General features: G+C 66.2%; 19 protein-coding genes. 14 read left to right on the forward strand and 5 right to left on the reverse strand.

The features are described from left to right. The first annotated feature begins 135 nt into the window (after positions 1-135). The 3 genes from E3N85_RS01650 (at position 136) to mmsB (ending at position 4,140) form a co-directional block, all read left to right on the forward strand. Positions 136-2,100, forward strand: a complete 1,965-nt coding sequence (locus tag E3N85_RS01650; RefSeq protein WP_134458725.1) for a M13 family metallopeptidase — start codon at positions 136-138, stop codon at positions 2,098-2,100. A gap of 97 nt (positions 2,101-2,197) precedes the next feature. Beyond that, the gene (locus tag E3N85_RS01655; protein ID WP_241978243.1) at positions 2,198-3,160 is read left to right on the forward strand and encodes a serine hydrolase; all 963 of its coding nucleotides are present in this window, start codon (positions 2,198-2,200) and stop codon (positions 3,158-3,160) included. A 71-nt stretch (positions 3,161-3,231) separates the two neighbouring features. Continuing rightward, a complete protein-coding gene (mmsB, locus tag E3N85_RS01660; RefSeq protein ID WP_134458729.1) occupies positions 3,232-4,140 on the forward strand; it encodes a 3-hydroxyisobutyrate dehydrogenase in 909 nt (302 codons plus the stop codon). 4 nt (positions 4,141-4,144) lie between these two features. Here mmsB and E3N85_RS01665 read toward each other — a convergent pair whose 3' ends face one another. Next, positions 4,145-5,593 carry an amino acid permease gene (locus tag E3N85_RS01665; protein ID WP_134458730.1) on the reverse strand — a complete coding sequence of 483 codons (1,449 nt, stop codon included), beginning with the start codon at positions 5,591-5,593 and terminating at the stop codon, positions 4,145-4,147. A 354-nt stretch (positions 5,594-5,947) separates the two neighbouring features. Then, on the reverse strand, positions 5,948-6,712 hold the full coding sequence (locus E3N85_RS01675; RefSeq protein ID WP_134458731.1) for a DeoR/GlpR family DNA-binding transcription regulator: 765 nt from the start codon (positions 6,710-6,712) through the stop codon (positions 5,948-5,950). Between the two features lie 264 nt (positions 6,713-6,976). Between E3N85_RS01675 and E3N85_RS01680 the strand changes: the two genes are divergently transcribed. From E3N85_RS01680 to xylB, 7 genes are all read left to right on the forward strand, one after another. Next, entirely contained in the window at positions 6,977-8,317 is a 1,341-nt protein-coding gene (locus E3N85_RS01680; protein ID WP_241978244.1) for an ABC transporter substrate-binding protein, read from the forward strand. Positions 8,318-8,452: 135 nt separating this feature from the next. Further along, on the forward strand, positions 8,453-9,439 hold the full coding sequence (locus E3N85_RS01685) for a carbohydrate ABC transporter permease (RefSeq protein ID WP_134458733.1): 987 nt from the start codon (positions 8,453-8,455) through the stop codon (positions 9,437-9,439). Next, positions 9,436-10,326: a carbohydrate ABC transporter permease gene (locus E3N85_RS01690; RefSeq protein WP_198412028.1), complete on the forward strand. Its 891-nt coding sequence runs from the start codon at positions 9,436-9,438 to the stop codon at positions 10,324-10,326. Before E3N85_RS01685 ends, E3N85_RS01690 begins: the two co-directional genes overlap by 4 nt. Before the next feature lie 37 nt (positions 10,327-10,363). Further along, on the forward strand, positions 10,364-11,170 hold the full coding sequence (locus tag E3N85_RS01695; protein ID WP_134458735.1) for a DeoR/GlpR family DNA-binding transcription regulator: 807 nt from the start codon (positions 10,364-10,366) through the stop codon (positions 11,168-11,170). Further along, positions 11,167-11,871, forward strand: a complete 705-nt coding sequence (locus tag E3N85_RS01700) for an HAD-IA family hydrolase (protein WP_134458737.1) — start codon at positions 11,167-11,169, stop codon at positions 11,869-11,871. The genes E3N85_RS01695 and E3N85_RS01700 overlap by 4 nt, the downstream gene beginning before the upstream one ends. An 11-nt stretch (positions 11,872-11,882) precedes the next feature. Further along, positions 11,883-13,385 (forward strand): mannitol dehydrogenase family protein, encoded by a 1,503-nt coding sequence (locus E3N85_RS01705; protein WP_198412029.1) that lies wholly within the window; start codon positions 11,883-11,885, stop codon positions 13,383-13,385. 41 nt (positions 13,386-13,426) lie between these two features. Beyond that, positions 13,427-14,842, forward strand: coding sequence for a xylulokinase (gene xylB / locus E3N85_RS01710; RefSeq protein WP_134458739.1), 1,416 nt, complete (start codon positions 13,427-13,429; stop codon positions 14,840-14,842). A 4-nt stretch (positions 14,843-14,846) separates the two neighbouring features. Here the strand turns inward: xylB and E3N85_RS01715 are convergent, their stop codons facing one another. Together E3N85_RS01715 and E3N85_RS01720 are read right to left on the reverse strand one after the other, a co-directional pair. Further along, on the reverse strand, positions 14,847-15,083 hold the full coding sequence (locus tag E3N85_RS01715; RefSeq protein WP_134458741.1) for a YbdD/YjiX family protein: 237 nt from the start codon (positions 15,081-15,083) through the stop codon (positions 14,847-14,849). Further along, entirely contained in the window at positions 15,083-17,356 is a 2,274-nt protein-coding gene (locus E3N85_RS01720) for a carbon starvation CstA family protein (RefSeq protein ID WP_134458743.1), read from the reverse strand. Before E3N85_RS01720 ends, E3N85_RS01715 begins: the two co-directional genes overlap by 1 nt. A 163-nt stretch (positions 17,357-17,519) precedes the next feature. On the opposite strand from E3N85_RS01720, the gene E3N85_RS01725 reads away from it, so the two are divergent. The 3 genes from E3N85_RS01725 to E3N85_RS16160 all read left to right on the forward strand — a co-directional run bounded on the left by E3N85_RS01725 (position 17,520) and on the right by E3N85_RS16160 (position 20,298). Continuing rightward, positions 17,520-18,905, forward strand: a complete 1,386-nt coding sequence (locus tag E3N85_RS01725) for a glycine--tRNA ligase (RefSeq protein WP_134458745.1) — start codon at positions 17,520-17,522, stop codon at positions 18,903-18,905. A 47-nt stretch (positions 18,906-18,952) separates the two neighbouring features. Beyond that, complete coding sequence (locus E3N85_RS01730) at positions 18,953-19,999, forward strand: alcohol dehydrogenase catalytic domain-containing protein (RefSeq protein WP_134458747.1); 1,047 nt, start codon at positions 18,953-18,955, stop codon at positions 19,997-19,999. Positions 20,000-20,142: 143 nt separating this feature from the next. Beyond that, positions 20,143-20,298 (forward strand): hypothetical protein, encoded by a 156-nt coding sequence (locus E3N85_RS16160; protein WP_166783824.1) that lies wholly within the window; start codon positions 20,143-20,145, stop codon positions 20,296-20,298. A 62-nt stretch (positions 20,299-20,360) separates the two neighbouring features. On the opposite strand, the gene E3N85_RS01735 is transcribed toward E3N85_RS16160, so the two are convergent. Continuing rightward, positions 20,361-21,740 carry a glutamyl-tRNA reductase gene (locus E3N85_RS01735; RefSeq protein WP_134458749.1) on the reverse strand — a complete coding sequence of 460 codons (1,380 nt, stop codon included), beginning with the start codon at positions 21,738-21,740 and terminating at the stop codon, positions 20,361-20,363. A gap of 72 nt (positions 21,741-21,812) precedes the next feature. Between E3N85_RS01735 and hemE the strand changes: the two genes are divergently transcribed. Further along, entirely contained in the window at positions 21,813-22,955 is a 1,143-nt protein-coding gene (gene hemE, locus E3N85_RS01740) for a uroporphyrinogen decarboxylase (RefSeq protein WP_134458893.1), read from the forward strand. The last annotated feature ends 1 nt before the right edge of the window (position 22,956 follow it).

The following is a 22,956-nucleotide window of genomic DNA, read 5'->3' on the forward strand; positions in this document are numbered from 1 at the left end:
CTCTGGTGGGCGCGACCACCGGTACCTGGCGCGCCCGCGAGGCGCTGCAGACACGAGCCGGCGAATAGTCAGTCGAGCAGCGGACGCGACCCGGCCGATCGACAACCTGTCACCCTCCCCGGATAGGCTGAAGACATGACTGAGCTGGCGACTGCATCCGGAATCAACCAGAACGAACTTGACCCGGAGGTGCGCCCGCAAGACGATCTCTTTCGGCACGTGAACGGAAAGTGGATCGCGCGCAGCGAGATTCCCGCCGACAAGGCCCGCTGGGGCTCGTTCATGATGCTGGCCGAAGACGCCGAGAAGGCCGTGCGCGAGATCATCGTCGAGGCGCAGACCGCGCCTGCGGGCAGCCTGGAGCGCAAATTCGGCGACCTCTATACGAGCTTTCTCGACGAAGAACGCATCGAAGCGCTCGCCGCCACCCCGCTGCGCGACGACCTTGCCGCTGTCGACGCGGTCACCACCATCTCCGAACTCCTCTCGACCCTGGGCCGCCTCGAACGTGGCGGCGTCGCCGGTGCCTTCCACCTCTACGTCGACAACGACCCGGGCAACCCCGAGCGCTATCTTGTCTTCATCGCGCAGGGCGGCATCGGCCTGCCAGACGAGAGCTACTACCGCGAAGAAAAGTTCGCCGAGATCCGCACCAAGTATCAGGAATTCCTCGAGCGGATGTTCACCCTCGCCGGTTTCGCCGACGCCGCCGAACGCGCCGGGCGCGTGTTCAACCTCGAGACCGAACTCGCCTCGCATCACTGGGACAAAGTCTCCACCCGCGACAGCGAGAAGACCTACAACCTGCGCACCTGGGGTCAGGTCTCCGCGCTTGCTGCCGGCGCCAACGTGGACCTCTGGCTGGAAGGCCTCGACGCCCCGGCTGGTGCCTTCGAAGAGGTCGTCGTACGGGAACCCAGCTACATCTCCGGGCTCGCTACCGCCCTCTCCGACGACCGGCTCGAAACGTGGCAGGACTGGCTGCGCTGGCAGGTCATCCGCTCGAGTGCGGCGTATCTGTCGGGTGATTTCGTCGAAGCGAACTTTGACTTCTACGGCCGCACCCTGAGCGGTACCCCGCAGCTGCGCGACCGCTGGAAGCGCGGCGTTTCGCTCGTGGAGGGCGCCCTGGGCGAGGCCGTCGGCCGCATCTACGTGGAGCGCCACTTCAAGCCGAGCGCCAAGGTGAGCATGGACGTGCTCGTGGCCAACCTCGTCGCGGCCTACCAGAACAGCATCAGCACGCTCGACTGGATGACCGAGGAGACACGCACACGAGCCCTCGAAAAACTCAGCAAGTTCACGCCGAAAATTGGCTACCCGGTGAAATGGCGCGACTATTCGAGCCTCGAGATCGCCGCCGGCGACCTCATCAGCAACGTCAAGGCTGCGGGGGAGTTCGAGTTTCAGCGCGAGCTCGGCAAGATCGGTAAGCCGCTCGACCGCGACGAATGGTTCATGACCCCGCAGACCATCAACGCCTACTACAACCCGGGATTCAACGAAATCGTCTTTCCCGCCGCCATCTTGCAGTTTCCGTTCTTCGACGATGCGCGCGACCCGGCCGCCAACTACGGTGCGATCGGCGCGGTCATCGGCCACGAGATCGGTCATGGCTTCGACGACCAGGGCTCCAAGTACGATGGCGACGGCCGGCTCACCGACTGGTGGACCGCCGACGACAAGGCAGCGTTCGAGCTGCGCACGACCGCGCTCATCGCGCAATTCGAGGGTCTCGCCCCACAGGCCATCCCGGGCCACACGGTGAACGGTGCGCTGACGATCGGCGAGAACATCGGTGACCTCGGCGGGCTCTCCATCGCCTGGAAGGCCTACCTGCTCTCGCTGAACGGCGAAGAGAGCCCGGTCATCGACGGACTCACCGGTGCCGAACGGTTCTTTCTCTCCTGGGCCCAGGCGTGGCAAATGAAGCTGCGCGACGCCGAAGCGATCCGCTTGCTGGCCATCGACCCGCACTCGCCGAACGAGTTTCGCTGCAACCAGATCGTCAGCAACATTCCCGCGTTCTACGACGCCTTCGATGTGACCGAAGCGGATGCTCTCTGGCTGGCCCCCGAGAATCGCGTCACCATCTGGTGACGCGCCTGTCCCCCGTCGGGACTAGTGTGTATCAGGCGCTTCTGAGCCGGAGATGAGGCCGGCGCAGGTCGTCGCCGCAGAAAGGATCGAATCACCAGTGGTCTTTTCCAGTCGCGACGCCGACGGTGCGAGTGATCAGCTGAATGCCGCGTCCGTTTCAGCGGATGCTGGCGGCCCCGGTCGTTCCCGCCACGCCGCTCCGCCCGCCGGTAAACACCGCACAACGGATACCCCCGACGACTTCGCCCGCGGCTTTGTGGCCCTGGGTGAACTCGCCATCAACGGCGTGCAGGTCTCGGCTCGGGCGACCGACCTCTCGACCGGTCGGGTGCTGTTCTCGGTCGATGACCACGTGTCGATGCCCACGGCGAGCATCGGCAAGGTGCTGCTGCTGATCGAGGTGGCAGCGCGCCTGAACGACGCCGAATTCGGCCTGGCCACAATGTTTGAGCGCACGCCCCTGGACGCCGTGAGTGATTCGGGCGTCTGGCAGCACCTGCAGATTTCCCGGCTCGGCGTCGCCGACCTTGCCGCGCTGGTCGGCGCGTCGAGTGACAACCTCGCGACGAACGTTCTCATTCGCGCTGTCGGGCTGCACTCGGTACGCACCCGCACCGAGCAGCTGGGCCTCAGCCGTACCGCGCTGCTCGACCTGGTGCGCGACAAACGCGGTCCCGATGACGCGCCACATCTCTCGGTGGGCAGCGCCAAGGAACTCGCCTGGCTGTTCACCGCGCTCGCCCGCGGCGAGATCGTCGACGCTGAGACGAGCGCGCGGGTGATTGGCTGGCTGTCGCTCAACACCGACCTGTCCCTTGTGGCCAGTGCCTTCGGCCTGGATCCGCTCGCGCACCGGGAGAGCGACCACGGTCTGCTCATGGTCAACAAGACGGGAACGACCACCGGCGTACGCAGCGAGGTGGGTATTCTGCGCGGTCCGCGTGCCGGCGTGACCTACGCCGTCTCGATGCTGTTCGACGATACGCAGCTGATGACCCGGCTCGCGGTGCTCGACGGCATGCGCGCGGTCGGGGCTGACCTGCTCGAATACGTGCACTAGCCGCCGACAAGTTGTGCCATCGTGGTGATGACGGGCATAGACGCCCGTCATCGACGCGAAGGAGCTAGGCCATGGCGGTCATCGGATGGATTGGACTCGGCCACATGGGTGGCCCCATGACGGCAAACCTGGTGAAGGCGGGGCATAGCGTGCGTGGCTTCGACCTGAGCGTCGAAGCCCTCGACCTGGCGGTGGCCGCCGGCGTCACCCGTGCCACGAGCATTGCCGATGCCGTGGCCGGCGCCGACGTCGTCTTCACCATCCTGCCCAAGGGCGAGCACGCCCGTGCGGTGTATTTCGGCGACTCCGGCGTGCTGGCCCACGCCGACACGAGAACCCTCCTGGTGGAGTCGTCCACGATCGACATCGAATCGTCCCGGGCCCTGCACGATGCCGCAGCGGCGGCCGGCTTTCGTTTCGTCGACGCCCCGGTCTCGGGCGGCATCACCGGCGCCGAGAAGGGCACGCTCACCTTCATGATCGGCGGTGCGGCGGATGCTGTCGCCGACGCGACCGCCTATATGCAGCCAATGGCCGCGAACATCATCCCGACCGGGGGAGCGACGACCGGCCAGGCCGCGAAGATCTGCAACAACCTGATGCTGTTCATCAACCTGGCCGCAACGTCGGAGGGTGCCGTTTTGGCCGATCGGCTGGGACTGGACCCGCAGGTGTTCTGGGATATCGCATCCGTTTCATCGGGCGACAGCTGGCCGCTGCGCACCTGGTATCCAATTGCGGGCGTGGTGCCATCGGCGGCCGTGAACCGCGACTTCGCGCCGACCTTCACCGCCGAGCTTGCCAATAAGGACATTGGCCTGGCGATCGCGGCCGCTGCGGCCACCGACACACCGCTGGAGATCGGCCAGCACGTGCAGCAGCTGTTCCAGCGCCTGATCGACCAGGGCCAGGGCGGCAAGGACTGCTCGATGATCGTCAAGCTCGTCGACGGCACCCTGGCCGCCGATCGAGCGGAGTGAAGACTTATTTCTCGGCCGCAACCTCCACGTAGCGCGCGCTCTTCGGGTTCATGACGGAGTTCCGACGACCGTAGGCGAAGTAGATGACCAGGCCGATCACCAGCCAGATGGCGAACCTCAGCCACGTTTCCCAGTGCAGCTGGGTGATTAAAAAGAAGGATGCCAGTACACCGAACGCGGGAACGATCGGCATGAACGGCAGCCTGAACGTGCGTGGCACATCGGGGCGGGTGTGGCGCAGCACGATGACGGCGACGCAGACCACAACGAAGGCAGCCAGGATGCCGATGTTGGTCAGGTCGGCGATCAGACGAATCGGGAAGACCCCAGCCAGAACGGCGGAGGCGATGCCCGCAATCCAGGTGACGCGTTGCGGAGTGCCCTTTTTGTCGGTGCCCGAGAACCACTTGGGCAGCAGGCCGTCACGGCTCATTGAGAACCAGACCCGGCTGACGCCCAGCAAGAAGGTGAGCATCACGGTGAGGATGGAGACAACGGCAAAGGCCGAGATGATGGTGGCGATCACCGGCAGACCGACCGATTGGAAGGCCACGGCGAACGCGGCCGTCGGGTCGATCTCCTGCCAGTTCTGCATGCCGGTCAGTACCAGGGTAGCCAGCACATAGAGCACCATCGCAATGGTCAGGGAAAGCAGAATCGCCTTCGGCATGTGCTTCTTGCCGTCCTTGGCCTCTTCGGCCGCGGTGCTCATGGCGTCGTAACCGAACACCGCGAAGAACACCGTGGCCGCGCCCGTGAAGACGGCACCGAATCCATTGGGCAGGAACGGGACGTAATTCTGGGTCTTGATGTAGAAAAAGCCGAGCACGATGATGGCGAGAATCAGCAGCACCTTCAGGCCGACCGCGACGAGTTCGAAGCGGCCGAAAGTCTGGGTGCCGCGGCTGAGGATGAATGTGACGAGCAGACAGACGATGATCGCCGGCAGGTTGATCACCCCGCCGTCGAGGGTGTCGGCCGTCCCCTGCATCCAGGTTGGCACCTGCACGCCAATACCGGACATGAATTCGGTGAAGTAGCCGGAGATGCCGATGGCCACCACGGCCACGATGGCAATGTATTCCAACAGGAGGTCCCAGCCGATGAACCAGCCCACGATCTCGCCGAGGGCGACATAGCCGTACGTGTAGGCCGACCCGGCACGCGGGATCATTCCGGCGAACTCGGCATAGGACAGGGCGGCGGCAGCGCTGGCCAGACCGGCGATGAGGAACGAGATGACTACGGCGGGGCCGGCGCCCTTGCCGTCGGGGCCGCCGTTGGCGACAAGGCCGGCCAGGGTGAAAATGCCGATGCCGATGATGCCACCGACGCCGATCGCGGTGAGTTGCCACAGCCCGAGGCTCTTGAACAGTCCGTTCTTCTTGGATTCATCGCCGACATCATCGATGGGCTTCCGCCGCAAGACAGAGTTGGGATTCTGAATGGACATGACGCCTCCATTGGCTAAATGCTGTCTACCCTCAGTACGAGGGGCACGTAGAAACCCTATACCGTCTGATTTTCCTGATTGCAAAAACAGATCGGTCGACTTTTGGCGCGGATCGTGGCGAAGCGACCCGCCGCCGACCGCCACTCAGACGATCGCGACTCAGACGACCGCCACTCAGACGATCGCGACTCAGACGATCGCGACTCAGACGATCGCGACTCAGACGATCGCGACTCAGACGACCGCCACTCAGACGATCGCCACTCAGACGATCGCGACTCAGACGATCGCGACTCAGACGATCGCGACTCAGACGATCGCGACTCAGACGACCGCGACTCAGACGACCGCCACTCAGACGATCGCGAGCTCCGGCCCGGCGGCGCTCAGTTTGCGAGCCTGACGCGGATCGATGCCATCGTCGGTGATGATGAGATCGAATTCGTTGGCGTCGGCGACGTGGCAGAACGAGTTCTGGCCGATCTTGCTCGAGGTGAGCGCGAGCACCCGCCGCCGCCCCGACAGCATCATGGCGCGCTTCACCTCGGCCTCGTCAGGAATGGTCGTGGTGAGCCCGGCCTCGGCGGTCAGCCCGTTACCACCGACGAACGCGACATCGACATTGAGTTGGCTGATGCGTGCCCGAGTCCACTCATCGACGGCGCCCTGCGAGACGCTCCGCACCCGACCGGGCAGGGCGAGCACCGTGAGCAAGGGCTTGCGCGAGAGCAGTCGCACGGCGGGCAGATTGTTGGTCACGACGATCAGTCGCCGGTCCTCCGGAAAAACGGATGCGATCACGAGCGTGAGCGCGCCGGAATCCAGCAGGACGACCCCGTCGTCCGGCAGCTCCTGCAGCACCCTCTGGGCGATCCGATGCTTTTGGGGGGCGTTCTCGAGCCGTCTCTGGGCGAGCGCAATCTCGAACGGGGTGCTCTGCACGAGGCGGGCGCCGCCGTGCTGGCGGCGAATGAGGCCCTGGCGTTCGAGTACGACAAGATCGCGGCGAATGGTCTCCGCGGTGACCCCGAGCGCAACACTGGCCGCGGCCACCGAAATCTCCCCGGTACCCCCCTGGGCGAGCGCGATGATCGCGGCCTGTCGTTCCGCTGGGTACATGACTGCCTCCGTGCAGGTGCCCGGCACCGGTCGTTTCTCGTGGACTCAGACTAGCAAGCAGGGAGCGCGGGCGACGGGCGACGTCATCCGTTTTTGTGGGTATCGCGTCGGTACGTATGTATATTCGGGCATTTTCTCTTCGTAAAACGGCATAAAACCACAAATTTGATTGCTTTTTCCACTCAATCGGGTCAAAGTGGCTACATGCCAGTCCACAAGGACGTGTCGACGATGAAGAGGTTTGAGATGACGAAGTCTTATTCCATGAAGAAAAGGCTTGTGCTCAGCGCAGTCGCCTTCTCTTCGGTGGGTGTGCTTTTGGCCGGATGCAGCGGAGCCGGAGGCGGTGCTCAGCAGGCTGACGGCCCCGTCACCCTGACCCTCGCCACGGTGAACAACCCGCAGATGAAGGACATGGAGGAGCTCAAGGGCGCCTTCGAAGATTCCCACCCCGACATCACGGTGGACTTCGTCGCCATGGAGGAAAACGACCTGCGTGACGCCGTCACGAAGGACGTCGCCACCCAGGGCGGCCAATACGACATTGTCACCGTCGGCAGCTACGAGGTCCCGATCTGGGGCCAGAACGACTGGCTCGTCGACCTCGGCCCGCTCGCCGAAGCAGACCCCGCCTACAACGTCGACGACCTGCTGCCGCCCGTGCGCGCAGCCCTCACCGTTGACGACAGCCTCTTCGCCGTACCGTTCTACGGTGAGTCTTCTTTCCTCATGTACAACAAGGACATGTTCGCCGCCGCCGGCCTCACCATGCCGACCAACCCCACCTGGGACGAGGTCGCCGGTTTCGCCCGCACCCTCAAAACCGACGACGTGGCCGGCATCTGCCTGCGCGGCAAGCCCGGCTGGGGCGAGCTGTTCGCCCCGCTGACCACCGTCGTGCAGACCTTCGGTGGCAGCTGGTTCGATGAGGGCTGGAATGCCGAAGTCAACTCCCCGGAGTTCACCGAAGCCGTACAGTTCTACACCGACCTGGTGAAGGATGCCGGTGAGGCCGACCCCGTTTCGACCGGCTTCACCGAGTGCCTCAACCTGTTCTCCCAGGGCAACGCGGCCATGTGGTACGACGCCACGAGCGCCGCTGGCCCCCTCGAGAGTGAGACCTCCGCCGTCGCCGGCAAGGTCGGCTACGTGCACGCTCCGGTCAAGGAGACCAAGGAGTCCGGCTGGCTCTGGGCGTGGAACCTCGCTATCCCGAACACCAGCAAGAGCCAGGATGCTGCCTGGGAGTTCGTGAGCTGGGCCACCAGCACCGAGTACATCGACCTCGTCGGCACGACTCTCGGCTGGGAGCGCGTTCCCCCGGGATCGCGCACCTCGACCTACGAGAACGAGAACTACCTCGCTGCCGCTGAGGCTTTCGCGCCGATCACCAAGGACATCATGCTCGCAGTCAACCCGACGCAGCCCGGTGTGAACCCGCAGCCGTGGGTGGGCATCCAGTACGTCACCGTGCCGGAGTTCCAGGACCTGGGCAACCAGGTGTCGCAGGACATCGCCGACGTGTTTGCCGGTCGGGACACGGTCAAGAACGTTCTCGACAAGGGCCAGGAGCTTGCGCAGCAAGCCGGGGACGCCCAGAAGTAGGCAGTAGAGCGCGGGCGGCGCCGACCAGGTCGGCGCCGCCCGCGACACCCTCGTCTTTCGTTGCCGAGAAGCACCGCCGAGAAGCACCGCCGAGAAGCACCGCCGAGAAGCACTGCCGAGAGAGTGAAGCCAGACATGACCGCGCCAGACTTGATCAGGACTGTGGCTGAGCCCGGGCACGGCCCGGCACACGCCGCGCCGCCCACTTCGGTACGTCGCCCCGCGAAAACTCCCCTGACTGGAGGCCAGAAGAAGGCCCTCCGCCTGGCTCGCACCCTGGTCTGGCCGGCCATCGTCGTCGCTATCCTGGTGACGCAGATTCCCTTCCTGGTCACCATCTACTACTCGTTCCAGAACTGGAACCTGATGCGCCCCGGCTCGCGCGGCTTCGCCGGGTTCGACAACTACGTGACCGTCTTCACCGGCGGCGCGTTCATGCAGTCGCTCTCGGCGACGGTGGTCATCACCGGCTCGTCGATCGTGCTCTCCGTACTGTTCGGCCTCGGCATCGCCCTGCTGCTCAACCGCAAGTTCTTCGGCCAGGGCCTGGCCCGCACCCTCGTCATCACGCCGTTTCTGATGATGCCGGCCGCCGCAGCACTGATCTTCAAATGGTCCATGCTCGACGCGAATGTCGGCATGGTCAACTGGGGCCTCTCGACGCTCGGCGTCGACCCCGTACAGTGGAACACCGATTTTCCGGCGCTGACTGTCATTATGGTGCTCACCTGGCAGTACACCCCGTTCATGATGCTCATTCTGCTCGCCGGGCTGCAGAGCCAGAGCAAGGAGACGCTGGAGGCGGCATCCGTCGACGGGGCCGGCCCCATTCGCAGTTTTCTGCACATGACACTGCCGCACCTGCGCCAGTACATCGAGCTGGCCGTGCTGCTCGGCGGCATCATGCTGCTGCAGGTCTTCGACCCGATCGCCATCATGACCCGCGGCACCGGCGGCACCAAGACCCTGTCGTACCTGCTCTACGAACGCGCCTTCGTCGGACTCGAAATCGGCGAGGCGGCCGCCTACGGCGTGATCACCGTGCTGCTGACCATCATCGTGGCGAGCGTCGCGCTGCGCCTGCTATTCAAGATCTTCTCCAATGAAGGGGCCAAGCCATGAGTACCGCCACCCCGGTCAGCACCGCTCATCGCGCAAACGCCGCGACCCCGCCGCGCCGACATACCAAGCGCATGCGTCACCGCGCCACGAACACGGCCCTGACCATCTTCACCTGGGTCGTCACGCTCGGGTTCTTCTTTCCGGTGGCCTGGATGGTGTTCACGGCCTTCAAGACCGAAGCCGCAGCGGCGACGAGAACCCCGACCATTTTCACGACGCTCTCGTTCGACCGCTTCGCCGAGGTGCTCGACCGCGGGTTCGGCGTCTACCTGCTCAACTCCCTCACCGCGAGCGTCCTGAGTACCGTCATCGTGCTGCTGCTCGCCATCCCCGCCGCCTACGGCCTCTCGATTCGTCCGATCATCAAGTCGACCGACGCCCTGTTCTTCTTCATCTCCACCCGGTTCATGCCGATCGCTGCCGCGATCATTCCGATCTACCTGCTGCTGCAGGGCTTTGGAATGCTCGACAATATCTCGGCCCTGAGCATTCTCTACGTCGGCATGAATCTGCCGCTCGCGGTCTGGATGATGCGTTCATTCTTCAGCGAGGTACCGCTCGAGATCGTCGAGGCCGCCCAGATCGATGGCGCGAACTTCTTCACCGAACTCGTGCGGGTGGTCATGCCCATCGTCGCGCCGGGTATCGCCGCGGCCGCGCTGATCTGCTTCATCTTCGCCTGGAACGAATATTTTCTCGCGAGTCTGCTCACCTCGACCATGGCGCGCACCACACCGCCGTTCCTCGGCAGCTTCGTCGACGGGCGCGGCCAGTTTCTCGCGGTACTCTCGGCAGCATCGACCCTCGCGGTCTTGCCGGTCGTCCTGGCCGGCTGGCTGGCGCAGAAGCGTCTCGTGACCGGTCTGGCCATGGGCGCGATCAAGTAGCCGGCTGTTTCACACACGAACACCCAGGGGAGCCCAGATGAAACCGGATCCAGCGGGCACGACCCGCAGCGCCGACGACCGTCGCACCAGCATTCTGACGGCGCTCGCCGGCGCGGGCCGGGTCGAGGTGAACGAACTCGCCGACTCACTCGCCGTGTCCGAAGAGACGATTCGACGCGACCTGCGCACCCTCGAAGACGACGGATTGCTGCGTCGGGCACACGGCGGGGCGATCAGCGTGGCCGACCCGGTGACCGACCTCGACCGCGTGACGGCGCCGGAACCGGCGGCGCACCCGGTCGCGACGCTCGCGGCGACCCTGTTGCCGGCCAGCGGCATCCTCTTTATCGATGCCGGGCCGATCGCCGAGGCACTGTCGGTGTGCGTGCCAGACTCGGCCGCCCTGCAGGTCGTCACGACGTCGATTCCGGTGGCGCTCGTGGCGAGCCGCAACGCCGAACTCTCGGTCTACAACCTCGGCGGCGCCGTCGACCCCGCCGACGACTCGCAATCCGGTCAGTGGACGCGCCAGTCGCTCGAACACATCCGCCTCGACACGGCGTTCATCAGCGTGTGCGGGCTCACCCCGAGCGGCCAGCTGCTCGCCGCCAGTCCGCAGGCGGCCGTCATCAAGCGCGCCGCAATGGATGCCGCCAGCACCGTCGTGCTCATCGCCGACCATGACCAGCTGGCCGAACACGGGCTGGTGAAGTTCGCCCAGCTCCACGAAGTTGACCATCTCGTGGTCGATGCCGGTGTGAGCGACGCGGTGCTCGCCCTGGCCGCCGAGGCCGGCGTGCCCGTTTTACGCGCGGTGCCGCTGGAAGTAGGGGTCGCGCAGTGAGCAGCACGGGGCTGGAGCATCACACCGGCAGCTATCCGGTCGACGGCCTGCTGTTCGACTGCGACGGCGTGCTCGTCAACTCCGACGAGGCGGCCGCCGTCGCCTGGAATGAGTGGGCAGCGCTGTACGCGCCCGGCTTCGACTTCGACCGCGACATTATTCACGGGCGACCCGCCCGGGAGACGATCGCCGAGCTCGTGCCGGCCGCCGACGTGGACCGCGCCGACCGCGCGCTGATGCAGAAGGAGATCGAGACGGCCCCGCTTGTGCGCGCCCTGCCCGGCGCCCGCGACCTGCTCCTGGCCCTGCCGACCGGCTGCTTCACCATCGTGACCAGCGCCGTGACCCTCGTGGCCCGCGCCCGCCTGCAAGCTGCCGGGTTGCCGTGCCCGGCCGACCTGGTCACCTTCGACGACGTCGCCCGCGGCAAACCCGCCCCCGATCCGTACCGCCTCGGTGCGAAGCGGCTGGGCATCGATCCGCACCGCGCCGTGGTGTTCGAAGACGCCGACGCCGGTGTGGTCTCGGCCCAGGCCGCGCAGATCGGGCTCACCGTCGGCATCGGCCAGCGGGGGCTCGACACCCGGGCCAATCTCGTGCTGGCCGACCTGACCGGCATCCGCTTTGACGGCACCCGATTGCACCTCGGCGACGCGCTGCAGCTGCGCCCCGACCCCGACCATGAACTGACTACACAATGAATGAGGAACGCATGAGCGACACCACGACCCCCGCGCTGGTCCAACTGAGCGCGGCGACGCTCTCGTCGCTGTCGACTGCCGTGCATGTGCCGAGCTACGACCGCGCCGGTCTCACGGCCGGCATCGTGCACTTCGGTGTCGGCGGGTTTCACCGCGCCCACCAGGCCCTCATGATCGACGATCTGCTCGAGCAGGGCCTCGCCCGCGACTTCGCCATCTGCGGTGTCGGCGTCATGCCGTCCGATGCCCGCATGCGCGACGCGCTGCTCGCGCAGGACGGCCTGTACACGCTGGTGGTCAAGCACCCCGATGGCAGCCTCGACGCCCGCGTGATCGGGTCGATCATCGACTACCTGTTCGCCCCCGACGATGTGGAAGCCGCGATCGAACGGCTCGCCAGCCGCGAGGTGAAAATCGTCTCGCTCACCGTCACAGAGGGCGGCTACAACATTCACCCGGTCACCGGCAGTTTCGACCTGACGAACCCGCAGGTCGCGGCTGATCTGCACGCGGATGCCGCCCCCGCGACCGTCTTCGGCCTCGTGGTCGAAGCCCTGCGCCGCCGTCGCGACCGCGCGATCAAGCCGTTCACCATCATGTCCTGCGACAACCTGCAAGACAACGGTCGCGTCGCACGCCGCTCATTCGTGGCATTCGCCACGGCCAAGGACGCCGACCTCGGCGCCTGGATCGACGCCGAGGTTCGTTTTCCGAACTCCATGGTCGACCGCATCACCCCGGTCACGACCGACGACGACCGAGCCCAGATCGCCGAAACGTTTGGGCTCGCCGACCGCTGGCCCGTCGTCTGCGAGCCGTTTCTGCAGTGGGTGCTCGAAGACGCATTCACCGATGGGCGCCCGCCGTACGAGAAATCGGCCGCCCAGCTCGTGAGCGACGTCGAGCCGTACGAACTCATGAAGCTGCGCCTGCTCAACGCCAGCCATCAGGGCCTGGCGTATTTCGCGCACCTCTGCGGCTACCGCCTCGTGCACGACGCCGCGGCCGACCCGCTGATCGCCACGTTCTTGCGCGCCTACATGGACCGCGAGGGCTCGCCCACCCTCAAGCCGGTACCCGGAATCGACCTGGAAGAGTACAAGACGCAGCTGATCGAGCGTTTCAGCAACCCGGGAGTGCGAGACACCGTGGCCCGTCTGGCCGCCGAGTCGAGCGACCGCATTCCCAAGTGGCTACTGCCGGTGATTCGGGAACAGTCGGCTCATGGCGGCCCACTCGCACTCTCGGCCGCGATCGTGGCGAGTTGGGCGCGATACGCCGAGGGCACCGACGAGCAGGGCGAACCGATCGACGTGGTGGATCGGATCAAGGACGCCGTCATGCAAAGCGCCGCCGGCAACATGACCGACCCGCACTCGTTCCTGCGCGACCGAAACCTGTTTGGTGATCTGATCGATGACGCCGCGTTCGTGGCGGCGTATGACCGCGCGCTCGGCCTGCTGCACACGGTGGGCGCCCGTCGCACCCTCGAGCAGCTCATGGAATCGAACTAACCCGCTCGATTAGGCTGTCCCAAGAACCGGGTACAAAGGAGATGTCGTTGGTACTGAATCGTCGTGTGGTGGTGGGAGTCGACTCATCGACCCAGAGTTGCAAGGTCGTGAGTGTCGACGCCGACACCGGAGAGCTGTTGCAGTTGCGCAGCGCGCCACACCCCGACGGTACGAGCATCGACCCCCAGCGCTGGTGGGAGGCCTTCGAGGCCGCCGGTGGCGCCGAAGCCGCCTCCGGCGCCGATAACGTTCTCGCCCTTGGCGTGAGCGCCCAGCAGCACGGAATGGTCGCCCTCGACGCTGCCGGCACGCCGGTGCACGACGCCCTGCTCTGGCACGACGTGCGCAGCGCCCCGCAGGCGGCAGCGCTCACCGAACAATATGGTGCGTCGATGTGGGCCGAGGAGGTCGGCGTCGTACCGGTCGCCTCGTTCACCATCACGAAACTGGCCTGGCTGCGTGATTCCCGCCCCGAACTGGCCGCGCAGGTGGAGCAGGTGCTGTTGCCGCACGACTGGCTCACCTGGAACATTCTCGGGCGGCCCGACGAGCCAACGACCGACCGCAGTGACGCCTCGGGCACCGGATATTTTTCGGTGCACAGCAACGACTACCGCCTTGACTTGCTCGAGGCGGCCCTCGGCCGTGCCGCCCGGGTACCACGCGTGCTCGGGCCGTCAGCGCGCGCTGGCCGGACTCTCGGCGGCGTGATCGTGTCGGCCGGCGCCGGTGACAACGCCGCGGCCGCACTCGGCCTCGGCGCCGACGAGGGCGACGTGGTCGTCTCGATCGGCACGAGCGGCACCGTGTTCGCGAGTACCGCGGCCCGCATCACGGATGCCTCCGGCTCGGTCGCCGGGTTCGCCGACGCGGCCGGCGGCCAGCTTCCCCTCATCGCCACCATCAACGGCGCCCGCACCCTCGTGGCCACGGCCCGCATGCTCGACGTCGACATCGAGCGCTTCGGTGCCCTCGCCCTCGCCGCCCCGATCGACGCCGACGGGCTGCTGATGCTGCCCTACCTCGACGGCGAACGCACTCCGAACCTGCCGGGTGCCACCGGCTCGCTCACCGGCATGCGCCGGGCCAATATGCTCCCCGAAAACCTGGCCCAGGCATCCGTTTTGGGACTGGTCTGCAGCCTCGCCGATGCGCTCGACTCGCTGCGCAGCCAGGGCGTGCCGGTGCGTCAGGTCATCCTGATCGGTGGCGGCTCGCAGTCGCCCGCCGTACAGAAGATTGTGGCGGATGTCTTCGGCGTGCCGGTCATGCTGCCCGCACCCGGCGAATACGTTGCCCTCGGCGCTGCCCGGCAGGCGGCCTGGGCCCTCGATGGTGGCTTTCCGCACTGGAAGCGAGAGATCGCCACCGAACTCGAGCCCTCGGCCACCCGGGACTGGGCCGTCGACGTGCGCGCGCGCTACGCCGAGCAGCGCGGCACGATCTACGGGGTCTGAGCGGCTAGCAGCAGCGCCCCTGCGGGTTCTGGTCCTGACGGTCGGTCTGGTCACGCCAGAATTCGCGCTCTGTCATGAGCGGATGCGGCGCCCCTTCATCGGCGCCGTCGACATCAGCACCGGCCGCGTGCAGCGCCGCGTGGTGCGCCACATACTTCTCATAGGCATCCTCGCCGAGGATACCCTTGAGATACCAGAGCACGCCGCGGGCGCCCGTGCGGACGCCCGCCCACAGAATCATTAGTGACCCTTGACCCTGATTTTCTTCTCGACCGGCAGGGCATCCCACTTCGCCTGCAGCACCTTCTCGGGCGGCGTCATGACGAACCCGGCCGGCGCGTAAATTTGCGACTGTACGGCGTCATCCTCGCTCGTGGCGCTGGAGTGGTTGCGGTACGCGCGCACGGTAGCCTGAATGGCCGTAAGGATCACGATGATGGCCAGCACGACGAACACGATCGACAGCACACCCTGCACCATCGTGTTGCGCACGACGGCCTCCATGGCCAGAACGCTCGGCGCGGTGCCGAAACTGGTCTCGCCCGCGGCGAGAGCCTCGGAGAACGCGCGGTTCTGCGCGAAATAGCCGATGCCCGGAGTGGTCGAGAAGATCTTCAGGAACGAGGCCGAGATGGTGACCACGGCGGCGAACCCAAGAGGCAGCGCCACCACCCAGAGGTACTTGAACAGACCGCGCTTGGCGACAATGGCCATGCACACGGCCAGGGCAATCGCCGCGAGCAGCTGATTGGCGATGCCGAACAGCGGGAACAGCGTGTTGATGCCCCCGAGCGGATCGGTCACTCCCATCAGGAGCACGGCTCCCCAGGCGGCGACCATGATGGCCGTGGCGGCCCAGGCTCCGGGGCGCCAGGAGGTGTTCTTAAACTTCGGGAAGAAGTTGCCGAGGCTGTCCTGCAGCATGAACCGGGCGACGCGGGTGCCGGCATCCACCGCGGTGAGAATGAACAGGGCCTCGAACATGATGGCGAAGTGGTACCAGAAGCTCATCATCGACGTGCCGCCGACGAGCTGCTGCATGATGTGCGAGAGCCCGACGGCGAGTGTGGGAGCCCCGCCGGTGCGGGAGACGATCGACTCTTCGCCGACGTTGGTGGCCATGTCGGTCAGCATGCTGGGGGTGAGGTTGACGCCGGTCAGGCCGAGGCCGTTCACGAACGCGACCGCGCCCTGCACGGTGCCGCCGGTGAGGGCGGGCGAGGCGTTCATGGCGAAGTAGATGCCACGGTCGATCGACAGCGCGGCGACGAGGGCCATGATCGCCACCAGCGACTCCATGAGCATGCCGCCATAGCCGATGAACCGGGTCTGGCGTTCCTTCTGAATGAGCTTGGGCGTGGTGCCAGAGGCGATGAGGGCGTGGAAGCCGCTGAGGGCGCCGCAGGCGATCGTGACGAACAGGAACGGAAACAGCGTTCCGGCCACGACGGGGCCGGTGCCGGTGGTGGCGAAGCTGCTGACCGCCGGCACGTTGATCTCGGGGCGGATGATGACGATCGCCACGGCGAGCATGCCGATCGTGCCGATCTTCATGAAGGTCGAGAGGTAGTCGCGCGGGGCGAGCAGTAGCCAGACCGGCAGGATTGCGGCGATGAAGCCGTAGATGATGATGCCCCAGGCGATGGTGACCTTGTCGAGCAGGAGGTAGGTCTGGCCCCAGTCGGTGCCGGCGACCATGCCGCCACCGACGATGGCGGCGATCAGTAGTACGAAGCCGATGATGGAGATCTCGGTGATCTTGCCCGGGCGGAAGAAGCGCAGGTAGCAGCCCATGAACAGCGCGATCGGAATGGTCATTCCGACCGAGAACACGCCCCACGGGCTTTCGGCGAGGGCGTTGGTGACGACGAGGGCGAGAATGGCCACGATGATGACCATGATCACGAGGGTCGCGATGAGGGCGGCGGTGCCGCCGATCACGCCGAGTTCGTCGCGGGCCATCTGGCCGAGCGAACGGCCCCCACGTCGCATGGAGAAGTGCAGAATGAGGTAGTCCTGCACCGCTCCGGCGAGAACGACGCCCACGATGATCCAGATCGTGCCCGGCAGGTAGCCCATCTGCGCGGCCAGCACGGGGCCGACCAGCGGCCCGGCGCCGGCGATCGCGGCGAAGTGATGGCCGAACAAGACGCGGCGATCGGTCGCGGCAAAGTCCTTACCATCGGCCTTGTACTCGGCCGGCGTGGCCCGACGATCGTCGGGGCGAACGATGTGCTTCTCGATGAACTTCGAGTAGAAGCGGTAGCCGATCAGATAGGTGCAGATCGCGGCGAAGACGAACCAGATGGCGTTGACCGTCTCGCCGCGCACCACGGCGAGCATGACCCAGCTGAGGCCACCGAGCAGCGAAATTGCCGACCAGACCAAAATTTTGAGGGGAGTCCACTGGCGATCGTGGGCGTCAAGCTCCTCGGGATTCAGCGCGACGGCCAGGTCGCGCGGAACCCGTTTCAGAGCGGTCGGTTCTTTGGTTGTGCTGGACGTGACGCCCATTTCTCCTCCTTGAGCCAGGGCAAATCTTGCGAATCCGCCTCTTTACGTTACCGCGACGCGAGAATGGCTCAGAACCGGGGCGGGAACTTGGGGTAGATCGAGCGCGTAAAATGGTCAGTCGGGCACTCGCCCAAATTCTGCGCCTTCGACCATTGGAGCCACCGTGGCGACGCCCACTCATCTTGATTCCGTCATTGCTCTCGCCCGCCACCGCGGCTTTGTGTTTCAGGCCGGTGAGATCTACGGCGGCTCCCGCTCCGCCTGGGACTACGGCCCCCTCGGCGTCGAACTTAAAGAGAACATCAAGAAGCAGTGGTGGCGTTCCATGGTCACGAGCCGGGACGACGTCGTCGGCCTCGACTCCTCCGTGATTTTGCCCCGCCAGGTCTGGGAGGCATCCGGTCACGTCGAGGTCTTCAGCGACCCGCTGATCGAGTGCACGAGCTGCCACAAGCGTTTTCGCGCCGACCACCTCGAAGAGCAATATGAGGAGAAGAAGGGCCGCCCACCCGAGAACGGGCTCGATGACATCGCATGCCCCAACTGTGGCAACCGCCACATCTGGACCGAGCCGCGCGCCTTCTCCGGCCTGCTCAAGACCTACCTCGGCCCGGTCGATGACGAGGCCGGCATGCACTACCTCCGCCCCGAAACCGCGCAGGGCATCTTCGTCAACTTCGCCAATGTGCTGCAGGCGTCGCGCTCGAAGCCCCCGTTCGGCATCGGCCAGATCGGCAAGAGCTTTCGCAACGAGATCACACCGGGCAACTTCATCTTTCGCACCCGCGAGTTCGAGCAGATGGAGATGGAATTCTTCGTCGAGCCCGGCACCGACGAAACCTGGCACCAGTACTGGATCGACACCCGCCTGAAGTGGTACACCGACCTCGGTATCAACCCGGAGAACCTGCGCCTGTTCGAGCACCCGCAAGAAAAGCTCTCACACTACTCCAAGCGCACCGTCGACATCGAGTACCGATTCGGTTTCACCGGCACCGAGTTCGGTGAACTCGAAGGCGTGGCGAACCGCGGCGACTTCGACCTGTCGACCCACGCCAAGGCATCCGGTAAAGACCTCTCCTACTTCGACCAGACCAAGAACGAGCGCTGGACGCCCTGGGTGATCGAGCCCGCCGCCGGCCTGACCCGCTCGCTCATGGCCTTCCTGGTCGACGCGTATGTCGAAGAAGAGGTTCCAAACGCCAAGGGCGGCGTCGACAAGCGCACCGTGCTCAAGCTCGATCCGCGCCTGTCGCCGGTGAAGGCTGCGATTCTGCCCCTTTCGCGCAACGAGAAGCTGTCCCCGATGGCACGCGAGCTCGCCGCGACCCTGCGCCAGCTCTGGAACGTCGACTTCGACGACGCCGGAGCCATCGGCCGTCGCTACCGCCGCCAGGATGAAATCGGTACCCCGTTCTGCATCACGGTTGACTTCGACTCACTCGATGATCAGGCTGTCACCGTGCGCGACCGCGACACGATGGCGCAGGAGCGCGTGCCGCTCGCCGACCTCGAGGCCTACCTCGCGGTGCGATTGCGCGGCGCCTAACGCCTCAAAAACGGATGCCAGGGCCTGGCGTCGTGCAGACTGTGAGCATGCAAGCGGTCTATTTCGAAGAGTTCGGTGTTCTCCCGGTGCTGCGCGAGGTGCCCGAGCCGCGGTTGAGCGCGGCCGGTGTGATCGTGCGGGTGGAGGCGACCGGCCTCTGCCGCAGCGACTGGCACGGTTGGCAGGGCCATGACACCGACATCGCCCTGCCACACGTTCCCGGCCACGAACTGGTCGGCGTGATCGATGCGGTCGGGCCGCTCGTGCGTCGGTTTCGGGTGGGGCAGCGAGTGACCGTGCCGTTTGTCTGCGCCTGCGGCGACTGCCCGGAATGCGACGCCGGCAACGGGCAGGTCTGCCGCAACCAGACCCAGCCCGGCTTCACCCACTGGGGCTCCTACGCGCAACGGGTCGCGCTGCACAACGCGGACGTGAACCTCATCGCCATTCCGGGCGACCTCGACGCAGGAGCTGCGGCCCTGCTCGGCTGCCGCTTCGCCACCTCGTATCGCGGGCTCGTGCACCAGGCGGGCCTCCAAAGCGGGGAAACCCTCGTGGTCGTCGGCTGCGGCGGAGTGGGCCTCAGCGCGGTGATGATCGGGCAGGCGCTCGGCGCCACCGTCATCGCGGTCGACATCAGCACCGACGCGCTCGATGCCGCGACCCGGGTCGGGGCCGCGCACGTGGTCAACTCCTCCGGGCTGGGCGACGCCGACGTGGTTCAGCGCATCAGGGCGCTCACTCCCGACGGTTCCGGTGCCCAGGTAAGTCTCGAGGCGCTCGGCCGGGAGCACACCGTGGCGATCGGCATCCGTTCGCTGGCCACGCGGGGAAGGCACGTGCAGATCGGCCTGCTGGCCGACGACCCGCGGATGCCGCTCGGCACGGTGATCGCGCGGGAACTGACCGTGCTCGGCAGCCACGGCATGCCGGCCCACGACTACCCGGCACTGCTTGAGCTCGTAGTGAGCGGCCGGTTGCGCCCCCACGACCTGATCAGCCGCCGCATCACGCTGGCCGAAGCGCCCGCCGCCCTCGCTGCGCTGTCCACTCCCGGCGCACCCGCCGGGGTCACCCTGATCGAACTGGACTAGGGGCGTGGGTCAATAGCGCCCATTCGTCGTAGATGCCACGAAGTGCGGGTCAGCGTCCCCGGGCGGGGCTGGCCGCAGCTTTCTCCGGATCGCCCGAGTCGTGAATTATCCGCAGCAGCATCGCCATCTTCGGATCCGGGGCTGTGGGCCTGTCCGGCCTTCTCGCCGCCGTCCTTGCCAACGCCACGACGATCATCGCCATCGACAAGCTCGTCAAGAAATATGATTTCGCCGACATCAACGAGGCTTTTGCGGATAGCGAGAGCGGCGTGACGCTCAAGCCAGTAGTCATCTTCTAGACCAGGGCGCAGCGCTCGACTGTCGTGGCTGCCGCTGCCGAAGACTGTTAAGACCCACTCATCTAGGAGGCGAGGGAAGAAGTGCTGGCGGCATCGGCATCGGCTGCGCCCGCGGCGGGCAGCGTGACATCGATGCCGAACAGGGCGTCAAGCCCGGTGAGATAGGCATCTTGCTCGCCGGCGCGGGCCAGTTCCCGGGCGCGCACCATGGGGGCGTGCAGCAGCACACCGGCCAGGTGGCGCAGGGCCGCCTCGGTCGCTTCGCTGGAGTCACCGCGGCTGCGAGCCCGGGCGATCTCAGCGTCGCGCAACTCGAACACGTAGCTGCGCAGGGCGACGACGGCCGGGGTGAGGCTCTGTTCCTCGGCGACGTCGGAGAATTTACGGGCGGCCTTACCAACGATTTCGCGGGCGTCGGTCGTGGCGTTGAGCTCTTCGAGCGGGGCGTGGATGCTGATCGTTTCCAGGTCGAGCAGTTCAACCCCGGGGACCAGCGCCACGTCGGGCGCCACGTTGCGGGGCAGGCCGAGGTCGATGATGAGCTGTGGCGGCGCCTCGGGGCCGGTATCGGCCGGGCAGAGGCGGGCCGGCGCGTCGGCGGTGGCACCGATGATCGCGAACGGGTCCACCCCGATCTCGGCGCGTCCGCGGGTGATGAGCGCTGCGTCGATCACGTGGTCGTCGCGCAGAGTGCAAGTCACCACGACATCGGCGCGGGCGACCTCGGCGGCGAAATCCGCGTCCGGAACAGCTTCGATGTCGTGTGACGCGGCAAAGCCGACGGCGCGACCGGACGGCGAGTAGACGCGCACGTTTTCTGCTCCGCGATCGCGCAGGGCGGCGAGCGAGGCCCCGGCGTAGCGGCCGGTGCCGACGAGCAGCACGCGGGCGCTCGACCAGTCACTGACCCGGCTCTCGGCAAGTTCGAGCGCGAGCCGCACAATGGAGCGACCGGCTGAACCGATGCCGGTGCGGTTCTTGACGCCGCGCGAGGTCTGGGATGCCCTCTGAAAAAGTCGCTCGAGCTCGGGGCTCGTAGTGCCGTCGGCACGAGCCTGCTCGAGCGCGCGGCGCACCTGGCCGGCGATTTCAACCTCGCCGACGACGACCGATTCGAGGCCGCTCGTCACGGCGAACAGGTGCTCGGCGACGCCATTGCCGTGCACGAGGGTGAGATTGTCGCGCAGGGTGTCCGCGTCGAGGCCACTGCTGGCACTCACGGCCTCGATGGCGGCGTAGACGGCAGGAAGCGGCGACACGCCGTAGGGCTCATTCAGGTCGAGGTAGGCCTCGAATCGGTTACAGGTCGCGACGACGACGGCACCGCTGAGCGGCCCGTGCTGCTCCACCATGCGGGTGGCCGCCGTGCCCCCGCCCACAGACAATTTCTCCAGCACATCGAAGGTGGAGTTTTTATGACTGGCGGACAAAAGAATAAGCACTACGCAATTCTACGACTCAATGCTGTACGCTTTCGGCGCGCGCCGCCAGGGATGTTTGAGAGAATGAACGAGATGATCCTCGACGCGCAGCATCCACTCTCCTCCGGTCTCACCGCCGACTCCCGCCTGATCCAGGCCTATCAGGGCACCCGGCCCGCCGTGACGCCGGTGTGGTTCATGCGCCAGGCGGGGCGATCGCTGCCCGAATACCGCGAATTGCGCGTCGGAACGCGCATGCTCGACGTGTGCCTCGACCCCGAATTGGCGAGCGAAATCTCGCTGCAGCCGGTGCGTCGCCACAATGTCGATGCCGGAATCTTCTTCAGCGACATCGTCGTGCCGCTGAAGCTTGTCGGGGTCGACGTGTCGATCGTAGCGGGCAAGGGTCCCGTTCTCGGCAAGGCCGTGCGCACCCGAGCGGATGTCGACGAACTCACCGCACTCGACCCCGCCCTGCTCGATACGGCCCTCGCCCCGATCAGCGCGGCCGTATCCCTGGCGGTGTCCCAGCTCGGGTCGACCCCGCTCATCGGCTTCGCCGGTGCCCCGTTCACGCTCGCCGCGTATCTGGTCGAGGGTGGTCCGTCGAAGGATCACATCCACGCCCGCGCGCTCATGCACGTCGAACCGGACGCCTGGGCGAAGCTCATGGCCTGGACCGCCGACGTCACCGGCCGATTCCTGCGCGCGCAAGTGCTCGCCGGTGCCAGCGCCGCCCAGCTCTTCGACTCGTGGGCCGGAGCCCTGTCGCTGGCTGACTATGCGGCATCCGTTGCTCCCGCCTCGGCGGCAGCGATCGCCCACGTGCGCGACCTGACCTACACGGTGCCGGGCGCAGCAAACGGCGCGGAGCCCGCCGAGTCGGTCGAAACCTGGCGCAACGTTCCGATCGTGCACTTTGGCGTGGGAACCGGCGAACTGCTCAAAGAAATGCACAACATCGGCGCCGACGTCGTGGGCGTCGACTACCGGGTGCCCCTCGACGAAGCCAACCGCCGGCTCGGCGGCGCCGTTCCGGTGCAGGGCAACGTTGACCCGGCCCTGCTCGCCGCGCCGTGGCCCGTGCTCGAAGCGCACGTGCGCGACGTGCTCGAACGCGGACGTACCGCACCCTCGCACGTACTCAACCTCGGCCACGGTGTTCCCCCCGACACCGACCCCGACGTACTCACCCGCCTCGTCAACCTCGTGCATGACGTGAGCGCGGCCGAGTAGG

The sequence above is a fragment of the Cryobacterium sp. Hz9 genome, from assembly GCF_004402825.1.
Lineage (GTDB): Bacteria > Actinomycetota > Actinomycetes > Actinomycetales > Microbacteriaceae > Cryobacterium > Cryobacterium gelidum.